This is a genomic window from Chromobacterium haemolyticum (assembly GCF_009936155.1).
GTDB lineage: Bacteria > Pseudomonadota > Gammaproteobacteria > Burkholderiales > Chromobacteriaceae > Chromobacterium > Chromobacterium haemolyticum.
Genome location: NZ_AP019312.1, coordinates 508,912 through 528,217, shown reverse-complemented (window position 1 = coordinate 528,217; position 19,306 = coordinate 508,912). Strand labels below are relative to the sequence as shown.

At 64.4% G+C, this 19,306-nt stretch carries 17 protein-coding genes and 2 tRNA genes; 4 read left to right on the top strand and 15 right to left on the bottom strand.

Translation table 11 applies throughout. From position 1 onward, the window contains the following. Positions 1-19: 19 nt before the first annotated feature. The 14 genes from GYH29_RS02490 to GYH29_RS02425 form a co-directional block, all read right to left on the bottom strand. On the bottom strand, positions 20-1,249 hold the full coding sequence (locus GYH29_RS02490) for a glycosyltransferase family 4 protein (protein WP_043594542.1): 1,230 nt from the start codon (positions 1,247-1,249) through the stop codon (positions 20-22). 3 nt (positions 1,250-1,252) lie between these two features. Beyond that, the gene (locus tag GYH29_RS02485; protein ID WP_161523131.1) at positions 1,253-2,347 is read right to left on the bottom strand and encodes a glycosyltransferase family 4 protein; all 1,095 of its coding nucleotides are present in this window, start codon (positions 2,345-2,347) and stop codon (positions 1,253-1,255) included. A 58-nt stretch (positions 2,348-2,405) separates the two neighbouring features. Further along, positions 2,406-3,500, bottom strand: a complete 1,095-nt coding sequence (locus GYH29_RS02480) for a glycosyltransferase family 4 protein (RefSeq protein WP_161523130.1) — start codon at positions 3,498-3,500, stop codon at positions 2,406-2,408. After that, positions 3,493-4,074, bottom strand: a complete 582-nt coding sequence (locus GYH29_RS02475; RefSeq protein ID WP_161523129.1) for an acyltransferase — start codon at positions 4,072-4,074, stop codon at positions 3,493-3,495. The genes GYH29_RS02480 and GYH29_RS02475 overlap by 8 nt, the downstream gene beginning before the upstream one ends. After that, positions 4,071-5,339: a lipopolysaccharide biosynthesis protein gene (locus GYH29_RS02470; RefSeq protein WP_161523128.1), complete on the bottom strand. Its 1,269-nt coding sequence runs from the start codon at positions 5,337-5,339 to the stop codon at positions 4,071-4,073. The genes GYH29_RS02475 and GYH29_RS02470 overlap by 4 nt, the downstream gene beginning before the upstream one ends. 4 nt (positions 5,340-5,343) lie before the next feature. Next, positions 5,344-6,441 (bottom strand): DegT/DnrJ/EryC1/StrS family aminotransferase, encoded by a 1,098-nt coding sequence (locus tag GYH29_RS02465; RefSeq protein ID WP_161523127.1) that lies wholly within the window; start codon positions 6,439-6,441, stop codon positions 5,344-5,346. Between the two features lie 103 nt (positions 6,442-6,544). Continuing rightward, entirely contained in the window at positions 6,545-7,123 is a 579-nt protein-coding gene (locus tag GYH29_RS02460) for an acyltransferase (RefSeq protein WP_161523126.1), read from the bottom strand. Next, positions 7,120-7,386, bottom strand: coding sequence for a hypothetical protein (locus GYH29_RS02455; protein ID WP_019102705.1), 267 nt, complete (start codon positions 7,384-7,386; stop codon positions 7,120-7,122). Before GYH29_RS02455 ends, GYH29_RS02460 begins: the two co-directional genes overlap by 4 nt. Positions 7,387-7,395: 9 nt before the next feature. After that, a complete protein-coding gene (locus tag GYH29_RS02450; RefSeq protein ID WP_019102704.1) occupies positions 7,396-8,460 on the bottom strand; it encodes a Gfo/Idh/MocA family protein in 1,065 nt (354 codons plus the stop codon). Between the two features lie 116 nt (positions 8,461-8,576). Next, the gene (locus GYH29_RS02445) at positions 8,577-9,881 is read right to left on the bottom strand and encodes a nucleotide sugar dehydrogenase (protein ID WP_161524546.1); all 1,305 of its coding nucleotides are present in this window, start codon (positions 9,879-9,881) and stop codon (positions 8,577-8,579) included. A gap of 350 nt (positions 9,882-10,231) precedes the next feature. After that, entirely contained in the window at positions 10,232-11,032 is an 801-nt protein-coding gene (locus tag GYH29_RS02440) for a polyamine aminopropyltransferase (protein WP_039755638.1), read from the bottom strand. Further along, positions 11,022-11,999: a tRNA 2-thiocytidine(32) synthetase TtcA gene (gene ttcA / locus GYH29_RS02435; RefSeq protein WP_019102701.1), complete on the bottom strand. Its 978-nt coding sequence runs from the start codon at positions 11,997-11,999 to the stop codon at positions 11,022-11,024. Before ttcA ends, GYH29_RS02440 begins: the two co-directional genes overlap by 11 nt. Positions 12,000-12,101: 102 nt before the next feature. Continuing rightward, entirely contained in the window at positions 12,102-12,863 is a 762-nt protein-coding gene (locus GYH29_RS02430) for a pteridine reductase (RefSeq protein ID WP_114154907.1), read from the bottom strand. A 78-nt stretch (positions 12,864-12,941) separates the two neighbouring features. Then, complete coding sequence (locus GYH29_RS02425; protein WP_157222119.1) at positions 12,942-13,490, bottom strand: hypothetical protein; 549 nt, start codon at positions 13,488-13,490, stop codon at positions 12,942-12,944. A gap of 61 nt (positions 13,491-13,551) precedes the next feature. Here GYH29_RS02425 and GYH29_RS02420 point away from each other — a divergent pair, with 61 nt between their 5' ends. From GYH29_RS02420 to GYH29_RS02405, 4 genes are all read left to right on the top strand, one after another. After that, the gene (locus tag GYH29_RS02420; protein ID WP_161523125.1) at positions 13,552-14,703 is read left to right on the top strand and encodes a class I SAM-dependent methyltransferase; all 1,152 of its coding nucleotides are present in this window, start codon (positions 13,552-13,554) and stop codon (positions 14,701-14,703) included. An 85-nt stretch (positions 14,704-14,788) separates the two neighbouring features. Then, a tRNA-Met gene (locus tag GYH29_RS02415) sits at positions 14,789-14,865 on the top strand. Positions 14,866-14,900: 35 nt separating this feature from the next. Further along, positions 14,901-14,977, top strand: a tRNA-Met gene (locus GYH29_RS02410). A gap of 234 nt (positions 14,978-15,211) precedes the next feature. Further along, a complete protein-coding gene (locus GYH29_RS02405; protein WP_019102697.1) occupies positions 15,212-16,039 on the top strand; it encodes a substrate-binding periplasmic protein in 828 nt (275 codons plus the stop codon). A 16-nt stretch (positions 16,040-16,055) separates the two neighbouring features. Here the strand turns inward: GYH29_RS02405 and recC are convergent, their stop codons facing one another. Then, the gene (gene recC, locus GYH29_RS02400) at positions 16,056-19,265 is read right to left on the bottom strand and encodes an exodeoxyribonuclease V subunit gamma (RefSeq protein WP_161523124.1); all 3,210 of its coding nucleotides are present in this window, start codon (positions 19,263-19,265) and stop codon (positions 16,056-16,058) included. Positions 19,266-19,306: the final 41 nt, after the last annotated feature.

Sequence of the window (19,306 nt, the reverse complement as noted above, 5' to 3'; positions counted from 1 at the left end):
CTTCCTGGCTACAGTTCGGTTACCGCGTCACCGCCGCCAGGAAGCGCCGCGCCAGCACCGCGTAATCATGGTGTTCCAGCACATAGGCCTTGCCCGCCGCGCCCATGCGCCCGCGCTCCTCGGCCGGCAGCGCCGCCATCCACCGCGCCGCGTCGGCGATCGCGGCCGGATCCTCGGCGCCCACGCTGATGCCGGCGCCGGCGTCCTTCACCATATCGTTGCCGGCCTCCACCGAATGGATCACCGGCTTGCCGGCCATCAGGTAGTCGAACAGTTTATTGGGGTTGATGCCAAAGCGATAGATCCGCAGTTTGCGCCAGCCTATGAACAAGGCGTCCATTTCAGCGAGGAAGCCCGGGACCGCGCGCTTGGCGATGGCCGGCAGCAACATCACATTGTCCAGCCCCAGTTCGGCGGCGCGTGCCGCCAAGGCCTCCTTGTCCGGGCCGTCGCCGACCAGAACGAAAGTCACCGGCGCGTCCCGCATCAGCGCCGCCGCTTCCAGCAGGTAATCCAACGCATTGGCCAAGCCATGCCCGCCGGCATAGCCGATCAGGAAACGCCCCTGCGCTTTCAGTTCCGCCAGCCGCATCCGGTGCTCGGCCGGCAGCGCCTCAGCCTCTCCCCGCCATTCCCCGACATCGACGCCGTTGGGAATCACCACGTACTTGGCCGGGTCCATGCCGTGCGCCACCATATAGTCCTTGGCGCAGGGCAGCATGGACACCACGGTGTCGGCCTTGCGGTAGCCGAAATCCTCGGCCCACTGCAGCAGACGGATGAAGGGATGCTTGGGCGACATGCCGCCCACCTCCACCGGCGTCAGCGGCCACAGATCATGCACCTCGTACACCAAGCGCGCGCCGGTCTTGGCGGCGATCCAGGCCGCCGGCACCGTATCCAGCGGATAGGTGGACGAAGCGATCACCACGTCCGGCTTCCAGTGTTTCCGATAGCGGCCGGACAAGCCCATTACCCGAGCCAGGAAGCTGAAGATATTGAGCACGCGGCCCACGCCGTTGCCCTCGTAAGGACGCGTGCGGCACCAGGTGTAACGGATGCCGTCGATATCCTCGTCGCGGTATTTGCCGTCCACTTGCGGATGGGTCTGACGCAGATGGGACACATCGGCGGCCAGCATATTGACTTCGTGGCCGGCCTTCACCCATTCCCGCGCCAGATAATAGGGGCGGAATTCCATGCCATGCCGGGGGCTGCCGGCATAGTGGTTGATGTAGAGAATTTTCATGATTTACAAGGTCGCGTACAGCTTGACCAACTTGTCGGCCTCCGCCGCCCAACTGTATTTGTTCAATACCGCCTGCTTGCCGGCTTCGCCCAGCGCGCGCATGCGCGCTTCGTCAGCCATCAGTTCGTTGACGGCGGCGGCGATGGCCGCCGGGTCCTGCGGGTCCACCAGCAGGCCGCAGCCGGCGTCGGCCACGATTTCGCGCCACACCGGAAAATCCGACGCGATCACCGGCATGCCGGCGGCCATGTATTCGAACAACTTGATCGGCAAGGCATCGACATAATTCGGCGTCGGAAACAGCGTCACCAGGCCGATCTTGCTCTTGGCCAGCACCTCGGCCACGCCCTTGCGGTCCAACACGCCCAGGTCATTGACCCGTGCCCAGCCGGGCCGGGCCGACACCCGGGCCTTCAGGTCACTCTCGCTCCACGGCCCGGCCAGGTTCAAGCGCGTCGCGGTATCCGGCAGCGCCTCGACGATGGGTTCGATGCCGCGGATGCGCGAGATGCCGCCGATATAGCACAATTCGTTGCGGCGCTGTTCCCACGGCGTGTCTCGCACCAGTTCTTCCAGGATGGGGAAGTTGCACACATCCAGTGCGCGCGCGCCCAGTTCCTCGAAGCGCTTGCGGATGTGCGGCGTCGAAGTCACCACCGCGTCGAAGCGGCGCGCCGCCCAGTCCTCCAGCGTTTCAAAGCCGCTGGACACCAGGGGCCGCACCGCGCCGGGTATCCAGTGCTTGGCCAGGATTTGGCGCGGCACGTCCTCGTGCACGTCGTAGACCACCTTGATGCCGGCCTGCTTAAGGCGCAGCGCGGCGGGGATCAGCTCCGGGTCGTGAAAGTGGACCACGTCCGGGCGCAGCTTCAGCGCAGCCTGGTAGACGCGCTTGACGGTGCCGGTCATCCGCGCCAGCCGGCCGCCGGATTTGGGGCCCACATCGTGAAAGCGCACGCCGCGGTTGATCTCCTCGCCCTGGCCGTCGGCCACGATCAGCGTCACCTCATGCCCTGCCGCGGCCAGGCTCGCGCACTCCTTGACGAAGATGCGGATGTCGTGACGGGGATGAGCGGAAGTGAGATGGGCAATTTTCATATTAAGCTCTGTTTTGCGGCCGCCCGGCCCGCAACGATCTCGGGCCCGCGGCAAAATCCTAGTTGTCGGAACCCAGCAGTTCCCGGTACAGCCGGGCAAAGCCGGCCATATTCGGCTGATGCAGCCCCTTGTCGGCCACCAGCCGGCGGTTGAGCGCGGCGGCCTCGTCCAGCTTCGCGTCCTCGCCGGCCCATTCCATCGCGCGCAGCAAGGCCTCGTCCAAACGCCCCACGTCCTCGGCGATCACGCCGTTGAGGCCGTCTATCACCCATTCGCCATTGGCCGGCAGATTGGACAGCAAGGGCAAGCAGCCGTGGCCCATCGCTTCCAGCAGGCTGATGCTGGTGGCGTCCGAGCGCGGCACGCTGACGAAGACTCTGGACTCCGCGTACATCCGCCCCAGCGTCGCGCTGTCGACGAAGCCCGCGAAGTCGACACGTTGCAGCCCCAGCTCGGCGGCCAGGCGCCGCAGCGAGTCGGTTTCGCTGCCGCTGGCAGCCACGGTCAAGCGCCAATCGCCAAAGCGATCGCCGCGTTCCACCCGCCCCCAGGCGCGCAGAATGGCGTCGATGCGGTACAAGGGCTTGTGCAGCCGGCAGGACAGCACTGTCTTGCCCTTGCCCGCGCTGGCCGCCGGCGCCGGCATGGCGTCCATGCCGTAATTGAGCAGGCGGATACGGCAGTCCTCGCCGGCCAGCTCGCGGATCTTCGCCGCCATGTGCAGCGAATCCGAGGTCATCGCGTCGGCGGCGGCCAGATTGGCGCGCACCATCGCCCGCATCAGCGGGTTGCTGTCCGGCAGCAACAGCACATCGGAACCCCAGGCGGTCAACACCATGGGCAAGCCCAGGCTGGCGGCCGCGCGGCTGCCGTGCCAGGCCACGCTATTGGCCTGGTGGATATGCAGCAGCCGCGGCCGCGTCTCGCGCAGCCAAGCGCGCAAACGCCCCGCCGTGCCCAGCGCCGCCAGGCGGAAATCCACTTTCAGGCTGCCGGCCAGCAAGGCGGCCACGTCCGCCGGAATCTCGCCGTTGCAGGCCAGGAATAATTGATCCACATGCGGCGCGATGCCGCGCAAGAAACGCCAGGTATGCACCGAGGCGGACCCCACCACCGCAACGCTGGCGATCTTGCTTCTCACAGGCTCAGTCATGCGCCCAGGCCTCGTACAAGGACAGCAATTCCGGATGCTCGTCCAGCCATTTGGCGTCCATCTCGCGGGTATCGCCCACTACCCGCGCCGGATTGCCGGCCAGGATGGCGAAATCGGGATAAACGCCGGCCGGCACATAACTGTAAGCCGACACCATGCTGCCCTTGCCCAGCTCCACGCCCGGCATCAGCACGGAGTGCGGGCCGACGAAACTGTACGGGCCCAGCTTGGTGGGCTTTTTCAGATAGCCGACATGATTGCTGCTCTCCAGGTAGCGGTCGCCATACAGGCGAATGGCCACATGGCTGGAGTGGGTCAACAGCGAAACATAGTTGGTGATCTGACAACCTTCGCCGATATACAGCCCGCCGGAGGCGTCGATCAGATTGAAATGGCCGATGTAGACGTTGTCGTCCACCATCAGCTTGCCGACATGTTCGATGCGGGTCATGTTGGACACCCGGGTGCGTTTGAGGAACACCCCGTCGCCGCGGGTGAATCCATACACCATTCTGGGCTGCACCCATGCCGACAGGCGGAAACGGATGCGGCGGAATAGAGCGTGCCAATTCATCGGGCTGCCTTGTAAAGCCATGAAAAATAAGCCAGGAAGTACGCGGCCATCACCACCGACACCAGTTGGAAGGTGGCCACCGCGTCGTTCCACAGCATGAAACCGGCCCACATCGTGCCCAGAAACAACACAGCCTGCAGCAAGGACCACAGAAAAGCCTGGCGCTGGCGATTGATCACCGGCGGCACCATGCCCAACGGCGAGGCGACGAAGTGGAACAGGATATAGAGCGACATCGCCTCCGCATAACGTCCGGCGGTAGCCCAGTTCTGTCCGAACACCAGCGAGAACAAGGGTTCCCCGGCCAGTTGTATCACCAGAAAGGGCAGCAAGGCCATACCGCCCAGCGTCAGCATCATCTTGCGCAAAATGGGCCGCAGCGGCTGGCGCTGATTGCGGGCGTCGGCCAGCTCGCGATAGGCCACTTGCGCCACCGCCTGGCCGATCAGCGCCGCCGGCAGCTTCAACACACGCATCATCAGGCCGTAGAAGCCCACGGAGGCGGTGCCCGCCAGCATGGTCAGCGCCACCAAGGTCGCTGAATCCAGCAAGGCGGTGCTCAAGGCGTGCGGCGCGTTGATCTTGGGAAACTCGATATAAGCGCGCGCCACCTCGCGCATGTCGACGCGGCTGAGCTCATGACGCCAAGCGAAACGAGCCTTGATGTCTTGCCAGGTTTGCGCCAGCAGGGAGCCTAGCTGGCCGGCCAATTGGCCCAGAATTAGGCCGGCGGCGCCGGCTCCTATCCAGCCCAGCCCCACTTGAGTGGCCGCCATGCTCAAGGACTGCAACATGCGGCCGTTCGCGTTGGCCTGGTAGCGTCGATGACGGTTGTTCCAGTTGGTCCAGGCTTGCATCAAGCCCGCCAGCGCCACGGACAACGGCAACAGCAGCAACCAGGGCTCCAGTTCCGGCGCGCCCAGATGGCGGGCGATATGGGCGTGGCCGTCAAAGGCCACCACCACGCCCACCAGCAAAGACAGAGCCAATGCGCAGGCGATGGACAAGCCCATCAGATTGCTGGCCCGCCTCTCCTCCGCCGGCAGCACGATGGCCATCTCGTAACGCGCGGTGGCCAGCACCGCCAGCGTGGACAGCCATGAGACGTAGACCGCCTGCACCCCCACCTCGTGCGGGTTATACAAACGGGTGATCAGCGGCGACACCAGCAACGGAATCACCTGCGCCACCGCCGCCCCGGTGACCAGGGTGATGATGTGACGGATGAAGCCGCTCTTGGGCAGGCGGGACAGCAACAAGCTCATGCGCTCAGGCCAGCGCCTGTTTGACCGCGGCGACGATGGCGTCTTGCGTCGCCTCGTCCAGGAAGGGATGCATCGGCAGACTCATCACCCGGCGGCCGGCGGCCTCCGACAGCGGGAAGCTGCCTTCCGGCAGGTTCAGGTGAGCGAAAGCCGGCTGCAGATGCAGCGGAATCGGGTAATGCACGGCGGTGGGCACGCCCAGCTCCTTCAACTTGGCCTGCACCGCTTCGCGATCATCCACCTCAATGGTGTACTGCGCGTAAACATGGCTGTTGCCTTCGGCGATCACCGGCACCCGCGCCACGTCGCGCAGCAGCGCGCTGTAGCGCGCGCCAATACGTTCGCGCGCCGCCACTTCGTCCGCGAAGCTGGGCAGCTTGGCCAGCAGCACCGCCGCCTGTATGGTGTCCAAGCGGCCGTTCAGGCCGATGATGGGATGGTGATAGCGGCGGTCCTGGCCGTGCACGCGGATCTCGCGCATTTTCTTGGCCAGCGCGTCGTCGCTGGTGAAGCAGGCTCCGCCGTCGCCGTAGCAGCCCAGCGGCTTGCTGGGGAAGAAGCTGGTGCAGCCTATGGTGGACAGGTTGCCGGACTTCTTGCCGTTCTGGCTGGCGCCGAAGCTCTGCGCGCCGTCCTCGATCACCGCGACGCCGTGTTTGGCGGCGATGGCGTTGATAGCGTCGAAATCAGCGCACTGACCGTACAGGCTCACCGGCATGATGGCCCGGGTGCGGGGCGTAATCGCCGCTTCCAACAGCGCCGGGTCCAGGTTGTAGCTGACGGGATCGATGTCGACGAACACCGGCTTGGCCCCCAGCAAGGCGATCATCTCGCCGGTGGCGATGAAGGTGAACGGGGTGGTGATCACTTCGTCGCCGGGACCAATGTCCAAAGCCATCATCGCGATCAGCAGCGCCTTGGTCCCGTCGCAGACGCCGATGGCGTGCTTGGCGCCGGTGTATTCCGCCAGCCCCTGCTCCACCTCCTTCACCTCCGGCCCCATGATGTACTGGCCGTGGTCCAGCACCGCGTGGATGCGGACGTCGATGTCGGCTTTCAGGTGCTGGTACTGCGCTTTCAGATCAATGAACTGGATGGACATAACGGGATCAACCCCAAATCAATTTTTGAAAGATATCGCATCAATAGCGACACGTAGAACAACTGAGCAGCGCCCTGAAGCAAAGCCGCATCAGGAAGGCTTGTCAGTCGTTCTTGAGCGGCGAGCAGTGATTGCCGCCCACCTCGTAATGCTTGCCGCAGGCCGGGCAGCTGTAGGTGCCGATGTCGTTGGCCAGCCTCTCGCCGCAGGAACACATCCAGCCGATGCGTTTGGCCGGCGTGCCCACCATCAGCGCGTAGGCCGGCACATCGCGGGTCACCACCGCCCCGGCGCCGACGAAGGCGTACTCGCCTATGGTGTGGCCGCACACCACGGTGGCGTTGGCCCCGATGGACGCCCCTCGTTTCACCAGGGTGCGGCGGTACTCATTCTTGCGCGCGACATGGCTGCGCGGATTGTTGACATTGGTGAACACCATGGACGGGCCGCAAAACACATCGTCCTCCAGCGTCACCGCATCGTAGATGGACACATTGTTCTGCACCTTGACGTTGTCGCCGATCAGCACGTCGTTGCCCACGAACACGTTCTGGCCGAAGGAACAGCCGGCGCCGATCTGAGCGCCGCCGCAAATATGGACCCAGTGCCAGACGCGGGTGTTCTCACCGATCTGCGCGCCGTCGTCGACGATGGCGCTGGGGTGGATGTGAACCTGGCTCATTTTTGCCGCTCCCATTTGTCCAAAATCTTATCCAGGCGGATTAGTTGTTGTTCGGAGTGCGCCATGGAGTGCTCCTGGCGCTCCAGTAATTTCTCGCTGCGCGACCATTGATCTTCCACGTCGCCGGATTGGACCGCTCGGGCGTCAGACTGGCGTCCTGCCTGCTGATGGCTGTTGAAGGACGAGAACATCAGCATCAAACCGCCGCCGACCAACCAGAACCCCAAGCCCCACAGCACGCCGTCCAGAATCTTCCGCATCATGCCTAGGTCTCAATAATCCAGCGGCAGGCTGACACGGCGGCCGTCGCGCGCGGACAGGTACATCGCGATAAGCAGCTCAAGCGACTTCAACCCTTCGCGGCCGTCCGTCTCCGGCTCGGCTTCGCCGCGCATGGTCTTGATCACATTGTCGTAGTACAAGGGGTGGCCGAAACCGTAAACGCTGGTGGTGGCGTAGCTGGCCTGCTTGATGTCTTCGTCCATCGCATGCGGCTCGGCGAATTCCCAATGCTGGATTTCATTGACCGCCATGCCGCCCACGCGCACCGAGCCCTTCTCGCCCAGGATGGTGATGCTGCCTTCCAGGTTCTTCGGGTAGGTCAGCATGGTCACGTTCATGCTGCCCAGCGCGCCGCTGCGCCATTTGACGCTGACGGTCCCGGTGTCCTCCACCTCGATATTGCGCGCCAGCGTCGCGGTGTAAGCCTGCACGCTTTCCACCGGGCCGATCAGCCAGTCCAGCAGATCCACGTAATGACTGGCCTGGTTCATGAAGGCGCCGCCGTCGAACTCCCAGGTGCCGCGCCAGCCGGCCGCGTCGTAGTACTCCTGCGGACGGGTCCAGAACACATTGACGTTGACCATGTAGATACGGCCAAAGCGCTTCTCCCGCATCGCACGCTTCAAGAGCTGCAAGGTGGCGTTGCGGCGGTTTTGCTTGACCACGAACAGATGCTTGTTGGCGCGGTCGGCGGCCTTGACCATTTCCAGGCCGTCTTCCCATCGGGTCGCCATCGGCTTTTCCGTCATCACGTGGAAACCGGCTTCCGAGCAGGCGATGCTCTGGCTCGGATGCAAGCCGGAGGGCGTGGTCAGGATAACGATGTCCGCGTCGGTCTTGCCCAGCATCTCGGCCAGGCTGGCGTGGCCGCGCGCACCGGTGCGCGCCACCGCCGCCGTCAGGGCGGCCGGGTCGATGTCGCAAACGTCGACCAGCTCGGCGCGGTCGGCGTGCTGCTCCAGCGCGCCGAAGTGGTTCTGGGCGATGCGGCCGCAGCCCACCAGCGCGAAGCGGATCTTGCGGTCGGTAATCGGGGGAAGGTGCAATGTTTGCATGGTTCTGCCTCAAATTCCTTCAAAACACGCGGGCGCATCGCTTAACGATGCACCCGCTTGGGCACTTGTCTCACCACGCCCGGCAAGCGCAGGGACAAGACGCGCGGCGTTGCGGCTTAGGCCTTGACGATGTTGTCCGCCGGCTCCAGATACTTGCCGCGGCTGTCCACCACCAGTTGCGCGTGCGCCTTGATCTGCGCGTAGTCGAACTTGTCGTGGTCGGTGGCCAGCAGCACGCAGTCGTAGCCGGCCAGGCTCTCCGCGCTCAAGGCCACGCTGGACAGCTCGAAATGATGCTCGCGCATCTTGGGGAACACCGGCACGTGCGGGTCGCTGTAGGCCACTTCCGCGCCCAGATCGCGCAGCTTCTCCATCAGGAACACCGACGGGCTTTCGCGCATGTCGTCGACGTTCTTCTTATAGGCGATACCCAGCACCAGCACGCGGCTGCCGTTGATGGACTTCTTGCGCAGGTTCAGCGCGGCCGCCACTTTGGACACCACGTAGTCGGGCATATTGCTGTTCACTTCGCCGGCCAGCTCGATGAAACGGGTGTTGACGCCGTATTCGCGCGCTTTCCAGGTCAGGTAGAACGGGTCGATCGGAATGCAGTGGCCGCCCAGCCCCGGACCCGGATAGTAGGGCACGAAGCCGAACGGCTTGGTGGCCGCCGCGCGGATCACTTCGTGGATGTCGATGCCCATCTTGTCGGCGACGATCTTCATCTCGTTGACCAGGCCGATGTTCACCGCGCGGTGGATGTTTTCCAGCAGCTTGGTCATTTCCGCGGCGCGGGTGGAGGACACCGGCACCACCTTGTCGATCACCGCGCTGTACAGCGCCACGCCGATTTCCTGGCAGGCCGGGGTCACACCGCCGCACACCTTGGGAATGGTGCGGGTGGTGAAGTCCGGATTGCCCGGATCTTCGCGCTCCGGCGAGAACACCAGGAAGGCGTTGTCGCCCACCTTCAACCCGCGCGATTCCATGCGCGGTAACAGTTCTTCGTCGGTGGTGCCCGGATAGGTGGTGGACTCCAGCGACACCAGGTGGCCTTCGCGCAGATAGGGCACCAGGCTGTCTATGGTGTTCAGCACGAAGGACAGATCCGGCTCGCGGTATTTGTTCAACGGCGTCGGCACGCACAAAATCAGCGTGTCGGCTTCGCCCGCGCGGGAGAAGTCGGTGGTGGCTTCGAAGCCGCGGCTCAGCGCGGTGGCGATGCTGTCCGCGCCGATGTGTTCGATATAGCTTTGGCCTGCCATCAGGGCGTCCACCTTGCCCTGGTCGATATCGAAGCCCAGCACTTTGTAGCCGACTTCGGCGAAGCGCAGCATCAGCGGCAGGCCGACATAGCCCAGGCCCACGATGCCGATGACGGCGGATTTGTCTGCAATCCGATTGAGCAGTTGCTGCTTGATCACGGTATAAGTCCCAACAGTATGTAAATACGATAGCGGCGGATCCGACGACGTTCACGACAAGCGGCGCGAAAGCGAAACCGCCCGCGCCGTGCCTGCCCTAAACTGTCCGATCCACCGCCATAAAGTTCATTCAACGGCAAGCCAGCTTGCCGCCTTCCGTTTCTGTCCGTACTGATCTGCCTCAGAAACCGCTCAAGCGGATTCTCTTCGCAGTTGAGGCGAGGGTGCAAACCATCCCGCAAACACCCTTGGCCGCAGTTAACCGCCCGCTGACGGCATGTATGCCGGCATTATACGCCGCTTACCCACAGCCATTGAGTAAGCAAATGTACGCCGGGCGACATCGTTCAAATCAGCAGATGGCCCGCTGTGTGCTGATTAGTCAACTTCAAGCGATTGACGAACTCTCCGAACTCCAACCCGAAACGGCACTCCATCCGGTCGGCCCGCTCCTTCAAGGCCTCCCATTGAGTCAGCGTCGGGCTTTGACGGAAAGCCATGACCGCCACATTGCCATGACTGGCGGAAGGCAGCTCCAGCACCCTGCCCTCGAATACATTAAGCAAACGTTCGACGAAGCTTTGATAGCGTTTGTCGCCGCTCCACCAATTGGTGACGAACACCCCCTTGGGACTCAAAGCGCGCTTGCAGTCCTCAAAGAAGTCCTCGGTGGTCAACTCGTCAACAATCTGCAAGCCATCGAAACCATCCACCAGGATGGCATCGGTGGAACCGCGGAAAATTTTCACGTAGTCCGCGCCGTCGGCCTCGATGATCTCGAAAAAGTCGCCTTCCTCCGGCAGCTGGAAAAAAGCCCGCGCCACCGCGATCACCTGAGGGTTGATATCCACCGCCACGCTGACCGTGTCCGGCAGATATTCATCGATGAAGCGCGCCAGCGAACCACCGCCCAGCCCAATCTGCAAAATGTGCTGCGGTTCGTCGTTCCACAACAGGAAACCCATCATCGCCCGGCTATACGACAACACCAGTTCGGCGGGGTCATCCAGATCCATAGAACTCTGTATGGTTTCCGAACCCAGATGCAGCGAGCGGATATTGCCGGCCTCCGATATCTCGACCTCCGGCATTTCATCCACAGCGGCGCGCACGCGGCGGCGGAACGGATGCAAGGCCCTACGCGCCACAGCCGGAGCCCTCGCCCGCTGGATTACGCGAATCCAGAATGCTGATGGTGCGCTTCTTCGGCGCCGCTTCGGCCTCGTCGTCCCTAGGCGGCGGCGGATCGCGGAATTCTTCCTTGTCGAAAGCAGTGTCGCCGCCTTCGAACGGCGCGTCGCCGGTCTTCAGGCCGGCAAAGTCGAACAACGCGGTGTCGGCCAGGTGGGACGGCACCACATTTTGCAGCGAGCGGAACATGCTCTCCAGCCGGCCGGGGAAGCGACGGTCCCAGTCGTTGACCATTTCCTTGACCACTTGGCGCTGCAGATTGGGCTGCGAGCCGCACAGATTGCATGGAATGATGGGGAATTCGCGCAGCGCGGCGTAGCGTTCAATATCCTTCTCGCGGCAATAAGCCAGCGGGCGGATCACCATGTGGCGGCCATCGTCGGACACCAGTTTGGGCGGCATGGATTTCAGCTTGCCGCCGTAGAACATATTCAGGAACAGAGTGTGCAGGATGTCGTCGCGGTGATGACCCAGCGCGATCTTGGTCGCGCCCAATTCGTCGGCCACGCGGTAGAGAATGCCGCGGCGCAGCCGCGAACACAGGCTGCAAGTGGTCTTGCCTTCGGGCACCAGCCGCTTGACGATGGAATAAGTGTCTTCTTCGACGATGCGGTACTCCACGCCGATGGAGTCCAGATATTCCGGCAGCACATGCTCGGGGAAGCCCGGCTGTTTCTGGTCCAGATTGACCGCCACGATGGAGAAATCGATAGGCGCGGACTTCTGCAAGCCGCGCAGAATGTCCAGCAAGGTATAACTGTCCTTGCCCCCGGACAGGCAGACCATCACGCGGTCGCCCTCTTCTATCATATTGAAGTCATTGATGGCGTCACCCACATGGTGGCGCAGGCGCTTGGCCAGTTTATTGCCTTCAAACACGGCCTTTTTGGCCTTGTCGTCGAGGACGCTGCTTGCTTCGGACATGGAGTACGGCTAAGAAATTGAAAAACAGGCGATTTTACTGTTTTTCCGCGGCGAAATCCATGACGACGAATATGGCGCGGGCGCGGCCGATCCCTCCCGCGGCTACAACACCACGCTGCGGCCGCCGTCCACCGCCAGAATCTGGCCAGTGACGTAGCCGGCGTCCAACAACAAGAAGGCCACTGCCTGAGCGATGTCTTCCGGCACCCCGGTGCGCCGCAAGGGAATACTGGCCTCTATCGCCGCGCGCTCCGCCGCATCGAAAGACGCGTCGTCCTCCGGCCACAGATTCACCCCGGGCGAGACGCCGTTGACCCGCACCGACGGCGCCAGCTCTATCGCCAGGCTGCGAATCAGTTGGGCATGGCCGGCCTTGGCCAGGTTGTAGACCACGTGCCGAGCCATTGGCCGCTCCACATGGATATCGGCGATGCCGACGATGGCCCCGCGACGCTTGGCCAGCTCGGGAGCCAGCGCCTGGGACAGGAATAATGGCGCCTTCAAATTGCTGCCCATCAGATCATGCCAGGCCGCCTCGTCGATCCGGCCCACCTCAGTGGGGAAGAAACTGGATGCGTTGTTGACCAGACCGTCCAGCCGCCCAAACGCCGCCACCGCCCGCGCCGCCAGCGCCGGCAAGGCCGCCGTGTCCAGCAAGTCTCCCTGCAACAGCCGCGCGGAGTCCGGCCGCGCCGCGTTCAACTCCGCCGCCAAGGCCTCCGCCTCGCCGAGCGAACCGCGATAGTGCAGCACCACCCGCAGGCCGCGCGCATGCAAATGGCGGGCGATGCCCGCGCCCACGCGCCGCGCCGCGCCGCTGATCAGCGCCACTCTCTGTTCCCCTGTCGTCCCCTGGTCCGCCATTCCCGCTCCTCTGAATCTCCGCCTGCCGCCGCAGGCTCCCATACACGCGTTGCGCCGCGATGACGCCGGCCGCAACGCCTACTTCTTGCCCATGCAAGGCAGGGCCACCGCCAAAGCCGCCTGGCTGGACGGCGGCAGCGTGAAGCGCGCCTCCAATTTGCCGTGCTTGCGGCTAGCTCCGTCTATCGTCACCAGCAGTTCCTTGTGCGTGGAGGACTGCCAGGCGAAGAATTCTCCCTGCGACGGCCACTCGAAGACAAAGCGCCCGTCCGCCTCGTACCAACCCGCGAAATGGCTGTCCGTGCCGCGGCGCAAACCCGCCATGCCCAGCTTGAGCTTGCGGCGCTCGCCCAGACCGCCCGGCCCCTCGAACGGGCGCACGTCCCAACCGCCCAGTTGGTCGGACACATGCAGCGACATCCGCAGTGGCGGGCTGTCGGCTCGGCAGGCCAGCTCCAGCATCGCTGGAAAACGACTGCGCCCCACCGTCGCCTCGCCGTCCAGGCTGGCCACCTGCAAGGGCTTGTCCGGATACGGCTTGCTCACCGTCCACTGCGGCGCAGCCAGCGCCGGTCCCAGCATCAGGCCGCCCGCGCAGCCGGCCATCCAACGGTAAAATAGCGTCACCCTCTTCTCCTGTCCGCCAGTTTCCACCACAATCGCGGCACATTGTAGCAGGATGCCCGCCATGACCACCTTACCCGCCGCCAGCGCCGACGCGCTGGCCATCAGCCAACGCCTCGTCCACGCCATCCAGGCGGAAATCCGCCAGCGCGGCGGCTGGATGCCGTTCTCCCATTACATGGAACTAGCGCTGTACGCGCCCGGCCTCGGCTACTACGCCGCCGGCAGCCGTAAACTGGGCGCGGCCGGCGACTTCACCACCGCGCCGGAAATGAGCGCCTTGTTCGGCCGCGCGCTGGCGCGTCAACTGGCGGAGTTGCTGCCGCAAACCGCCAATATTCTCTACGAGTTCGGCGCCGGCACCGGCAAGCTCGCCATCGACATTCTCAGCGAACTGCAAGCGCTGAACGCGCTGCCGGAACGCTATTGCATCGTCGACCTGTCCCCGGACCTGATCGAGCGCCAGCAACATAATATCCGCCAAGCTCTGCCCCATCTGGCCGAGCGCGTGCAGTGGCTGGACCAGTTGCCGGAGCAGTTGGACGGCGTGATCATCGGCAACGAAGTGCTGGACGCCATGCCCTGCGAGCTGATCCACTGGACCCCCGAACCACAACAGCGCGGCGTGGCGCTGGACGGCGAACGCTTCGTCTGGGCGGACCGCGCCATCGAAGACCCGCAACTACTGCAACTGGCCCAGGCCATTGAGCCGCGTCACAACGACTATCTGTCGGAAATCAGCCCGGCCAATATCGGTTTCATCCACACCCTGGCGCAGAAGCTGGCGCGCGGCGCCGTGCTGCTGCTGGATTACGGCTTCCCCGCCGCCGAGTACTATCACCCGCAGCGCCATATGGGCACGCTGATAGGCCATTACCGCCACCATACCGTGGACGATCCCTTCTTCCTTCCCGGCCTGATGGACCTGACCTGCCACGTTGATTTCAGCGCGGCGGCCCAAGCCGGCATAGACGCCGGCCTGGACCTGATCGGCTACACCACCCAAGCCCAGTTCCTGATCAACGCCGGCATCACTCAATTGCTGGAGCAACTGGACCCGGCGGACGCCGCCGCTTATCTGCCGCATGCCGCAGCGATCCAAAAACTACTGTCTCCGTCGGAAATGGGCGAGCTGTTCAAAGCCATAGGCTTCGGCAAGGGCGTGAGCATAGACTGGAGCGGGTTTCTGCGCGGCGATCGCTGCTACACACTGTGAGACGGCCGCCGCGAGAATCTTGTTGACAGCCGGCTTTCGGCTGCGTATATTTCGCGTCTCGGTGCACTCGTGCATCGAAAAACGTGGCGAATTAGCTCAGTCGGTTAGAGCGACGGAATCATAATCCGCAGGTCCGGGGTTCGAGTCCCTGATTCGCCACCACAGTTTGCGAAGAATTGTTTTCGACAAGTCTTCATGGCGAATTAGCTCAGTCGGTTAGAGCGACGGAATCATAATCCGCAGGTCCGGGGTTCGAGTCCCTGATTCGCCACCAAAATGAAAAGGGTCAGCGCAAGCTGACCCTTTTCGCATTTCCGCCGCCTTCCCCCTCCCCGCCTAGAGCCGCACCTCGCAGAGAGCCTCGCAAACAGTACAAGTCTTCCCCCCAGGAGGCGCAACGCAGGGTCAGGGGTGTTATGAGCGAGCCTTATCCACAGGATGAAGCGAGAGCGTCAAGTTATCCCCAACCGCCCAGCTATAGTGAAGCATTTCCCGCTGGAGCCTAACCATGCGCCGCCTGCAAGCCGGAACTCTCCGCGCCGCTGTCCACGGATTGATCTGCGCCGCGGCGCTATGTGCCGGCCCAGCCCTGGCCGCGCCTCCACTAACACCGAGCGTCTGCAGCCTGAGCGTAGGGTGGGACAGTTGGCCCCCATACCACTACCTGTCCGCGCGCCAACAGCTGGACGGCTACTCCGTCGCCGTGCTCAACGAAGCCGCTCGCCGGACCGGCTGCCGGCTCAACTATCAGCAAATGCCCTGGCCGCGGACCTTGCTGAGCCTGAAAAACGGATTGGTGGACCTGGCGATGGAAGCGCTGAAAACGCCGGAACGCGAGTCTTTCGCCCGCTTCGTCTGGGCCTACAGCCCCACTACCGTGCGTTTGTGGGGCCTGCGCAGCCGCGTCGCGCAATGGCCGACGCACCGGCTGGAGGACCTGGGCAAGCACGGCAAGCTCATCCTCGGCGTCACCCGCGGCGATAGCTACGGGACGAATATAGACGCTTGGCTGAAACAGCCGCCGCCCACGGTCAGCGTGGATATCGGGCCGACGCTGGACATCAATGTCCAAAAACTGCGGGCCAAGCGGCTAGACCTGTTGCTGGCCAATAGCGCCACCATGCGCGCGGCGCTGCAGGCCCAGGCTACGGAACCGGAGATCGTGCCGCTCGCTCCGGTCTGGAATACCGGAGGCGCTTATTTCATCTTCAGCAAAAGCAGCGTGCCGCGGCCGGTGGTGGAGGCCTTTCAGCAGGCCTTGACCGGCATGTGGCGGGACGGGTCGATCCAGGCCCTGTACCAGCAGCACTTCGAAGCGCCGTATCCGGAGGAATAAGCCGGCGTCGGCCGCCTCAATCCTCGCCGCCGCCCTGCAGCCGTTCCGCCAGCGGCAGCAGCAGTGTTTCCGCCAATTGGGCGAACAGAGGGTCGTCCAGCGGCTGCTGATTGCGAAAGGCCAATGCGATCGCGGCCTCGTCCTTTTGCGCCATGCCGCCTTCGCGAACAAAGCTTGGATCCCACTTCTCCAGCGCCTTCTGCATCGCCTTGTCGCGCCGCTCCGGCTCCGCCGCCAAGGTCTCGGCGTAAGCCCAACTGGTGCGGCCGAACCAAGGTAAGGGCTGATCCTGGCCCTGGCGCCAGCGCGCCAACCAAGGCTCTAGCAAGGCCAGAGCCTCCGGCTCGTCCTCCAGCAGCAGGCTGCCGGTGTCGTCGTAGCAGACGGTGCGGCAAGCCACGCCCGGCGGCCGCGCCGCGCACAGAATCAGGTGGCTCAGCCACAGGGCCACGCGCTGGGCGGCGTTGATCTTGCCGACGACAAAGTCCAGCTGACCTTCGGGACGCAGCCCGGTGAGTTCGCCCACCAGGGTGAGACCGGCCGCGTGCAGATGGACCGGCTGCGGCGGCAGAACGTCCCGGCTCAGAGCGGCCGGCAGCCGCGCCGCCAGCTTGACGCTGGAACGCGCCTCCTCCACCAGCCAGGCCCGGCCCAGCGCGGCTGGCGGCAAAAGGCCGGCGGCGGCGACGCGCTCTCGCACCGGCGCTTGTGGACGGCGGTGCAACATGGCGTCCACCAACTGCCTGCGCACCGCCTGGCTGGCGTCGCCGTCCACGGCGAAGGGCTCGCGCACCGGCAATTCCTCGTCGCCGCCAAACAGACGGATGGCAAGCCGGTCCGCCAACCAGGCGCGCACCGGATTGCGCCAGAACCGGATGAAGTCATGCAGATTGACCACGCCGCTGGGCGCCGCCGGCGGCAAAACGCCGGCGAAGGAGCGCGGCGCGGCCTCCGGCTGCGACAAGGCCGCGGCGAAGGTGGGCTCGAAACTGGCCAGCCGCGGGTCCGTGCCGTCGTAGGCGGCGGGCGAAAATGGCTGCAGCGGATGGCGCACCGTCAACGTCCGGCCGAGATCCTGGCCGCACATGGCGGAGAAGCAGTCCAGCAACTCGGCGATCAACGGCGACGGCGGCAGGGTCTCTCCGCTGCGGGCGGACTGCCCCACATAGGACAAGTACAGTTTTTCGCGCGCGGAGAGGATGGCCTCCAGAAACAGATAGCGGTCGTCGAAGCGGCGCGAGCGGTCGCCGCGGCGCGGATGGCGCGCCACCAGATCAAAGCTGACCGGGCGTTCGTCGCGCGGATAAGCGCCGTCGTTCATGCCGATCAGACACAGCACGCGGAAGGGAATGGAGCGCATCGGCACCATCGCGCAGAAGGTGACCCCGCCGGAAAGAAAGCCCAGCGGAGAGGCCAGCGTGAGCTTGCGCTTGAGCCAATCCCGCACCACCGGCAAGCCCACCGGCTGTTCAAAACCGGCCAGCTCCGCGTCCTCCGCCAATTCCGCCAGCGCGCCGCGCAGTACTTCCAACGCTTTCTCGTCGTCGGCGTCGGCGTCGAACAAACGCTCGCAAGCTTGCTGCAGCCGCTCCGCCCACCGCGCCGGGCTGGCCGGGCGCGCCCACTCCTCCGCCGTGCATTCCAGTTCGCGGTAGCAAGCGGCGAAACGCCCCAGCGCTTCCGCCAGCTGGCCCTGAGCGCTGCTGTGCGGCAGCAGGCCGGCGTACAGACCGCTGTCGTCTCCGGCCAAGGCCGGCGGCAACACCGCGCCCAGCAACAGCCGGTCCAACCCCCAGCGCCAGGTAAACAAAGGATCCGCCGGCAAGCCCAGCGCCGCCTTGTGCGCGGCGTCCCGCCCCCAGCGGATGCCGGCTTCACGCGCCCATTGACGCACAAAGGGCACCTCGGCGTCGTCCAAGCCAAAGCGGCGCAGCAGCGCCGGCGCGTCCAGCAAGGCCAGCACCTGATCGGCGGCGAAGCGGGAGTCCGCCAGATCCAGCAAGGCGGCGTAGCTGGCCAGCAACGGCTCTTCCCGCGCAATGCGGCGGTCGGCGATGCTGTAAGGGATATCCGGCGCCGCGTCCTCCTGCGGACGGGCGCCGAACACCGCGTCGATATAAGGCGCGTAGCTATTGATGTCCGGGGTCAGCACCGCCACGTCTGCGGGATTGAGCCCCGGGTCGTCGCGGAACATCGCCAGCAAGCGGTCTTTCAACACCTCCAATTCGCGCATCGGCCCGTGAGCGGCGTGGATCTGCACCGAATCATCGTCCGCCGCCAGCGGCCGCGGCGCGTCCTTGGGGTCGTTCAATTGCAGGATGTCGCGTTGCAGCCGCGCCAGCAGCGCATCGCCGCGCGGAGCGTCGAACAAGGGGCGCGCATCCAGTTCGCTGTCTTCGGCGATCAACTCGAAAAAATCACGCCCCTGCTTGCCCAAGGAGGCCAATAAAGGATGGCCCTCGGTGGCGAACAAATCGCCCTTTTGCCGCAGCTTGAGCTTGCGGCGCGCGTCGACGATGTCGCCCCAATACGCCTCGCAGGGGTTGAGGGTGAACAGGCAGACGTCGGTGAGTTGGGACAGCCGCTTGACCAGGGCCAGATACATGGGCGCCAGGCTGGCGATGCCGAACAGCGTCACTCGTTCCGGCAAGTGCTCGGCCTTCAGTTCGGCGAAGAACTCGTCCAGCATGCGCACGCGATGGCGGCTGGAATCGCTGTCGGCCAGCCGCCGCCACAGCGCGGCCTGCCAGGCTTCGTCCTCGCCCAAGTCCTGCAACTGACCGGCCTCCCAGGCGCGGATCCAGTCCGGCCGAAACACCAGATATTGGTCGAAGATGTCCGCCACTTTGCCGGCCAGTTCGAAACAGGCCGCCTCGCCTCCCTCAAGATAACGCGACAAAGCGAGAAAAGGCTCGCCCTCCAAGGTTGGCAGCAGCTCCATCAGCCTCCAGCTCAGCACTTCCGGCGCAAACGAGGACTTGCGCGGCAGCTCCGGCATCACCCGCTGCATCAGCCTCCAAGCGAAGGCCGCCGGCAACACGAAGTCCAGATTAGCGGCCACGCCGTTGCTGCGCGCCAGGTCCAGCGTGATCCATCGCCCCATGCCGCGACTCTGCACGATCACGGTTTCCGGCGCGAACGGGTCGGACAACGGCAAGCTCTGGCTCATGCCGCAAAACAGCTGGCCCAATTGCTCCAAGCGGTTGGACTGGTAAAGAAGCAGCATGAGGGAATCGACGGGTGGTGAAATCAGGCCAAGTGTAGCAT

What these genes read in the sequence shown, in the direction of transcription:
- GYH29_RS02460 (WP_161523126.1), bottom strand. Translation starts at nt 7,123, where the DNA reads ATGAGCCAGGTTCACATCCACCCCAGCGCCATCGTCGACGACGGCGCG.
- GYH29_RS02455 (WP_019102705.1), bottom strand. Translation starts at nt 7,386, where the DNA reads ATGATGCGGAAGATTCTGGACGGCGTGCTGTGGGGCTTGGGGTTCTGG.
- GYH29_RS02480 (WP_161523130.1), bottom strand. Translation starts at nt 3,500, where the DNA reads ATGACTGAGCCTGTGAGAAGCAAGATCGCCAGCGTTGCGGTGGTGGGG.
- GYH29_RS02450 (WP_019102704.1), bottom strand. Translation starts at nt 8,460, where the DNA reads ATGCAAACATTGCACCTTCCCCCGATTACCGACCGCAAGATCCGCTTC.
- GYH29_RS02470 (WP_161523128.1), bottom strand. Translation starts at nt 5,339, where the DNA reads ATGAGCTTGTTGCTGTCCCGCCTGCCCAAGAGCGGCTTCATCCGTCAC.
- ttcA (WP_019102701.1), bottom strand. Translation starts at nt 11,999, where the DNA reads ATGTCCGAAGCAAGCAGCGTCCTCGACGACAAGGCCAAAAAGGCCGTG.
- GYH29_RS02405 (WP_019102697.1), top strand. Translation starts at nt 15,212, where the DNA reads ATGCGCCGCCTGCAAGCCGGAACTCTCCGCGCCGCTGTCCACGGATTG.
- GYH29_RS02490 (WP_043594542.1), bottom strand. Translation starts at nt 1,249, where the DNA reads ATGAAAATTCTCTACATCAACCACTATGCCGGCAGCCCCCGGCATGGC.
- GYH29_RS02475 (WP_161523129.1), bottom strand. Translation starts at nt 4,074, where the DNA reads ATGAATTGGCACGCTCTATTCCGCCGCATCCGTTTCCGCCTGTCGGCA.
- GYH29_RS02465 (WP_161523127.1), bottom strand. Translation starts at nt 6,441, where the DNA reads ATGTCCATCCAGTTCATTGATCTGAAAGCGCAGTACCAGCACCTGAAA.
- GYH29_RS02420 (WP_161523125.1), top strand. Translation starts at nt 13,552, where the DNA reads ATGACCACCTTACCCGCCGCCAGCGCCGACGCGCTGGCCATCAGCCAA.
- GYH29_RS02430 (WP_114154907.1), bottom strand. Translation starts at nt 12,863, where the DNA reads ATGGCGGACCAGGGGACGACAGGGGAACAGAGAGTGGCGCTGATCAGC.
- GYH29_RS02485 (WP_161523131.1), bottom strand. Translation starts at nt 2,347, where the DNA reads ATGAAAATTGCCCATCTCACTTCCGCTCATCCCCGTCACGACATCCGC.
- recC (WP_161523124.1), bottom strand. Translation starts at nt 19,265, where the DNA reads ATGCTGCTTCTTTACCAGTCCAACCGCTTGGAGCAATTGGGCCAGCTG.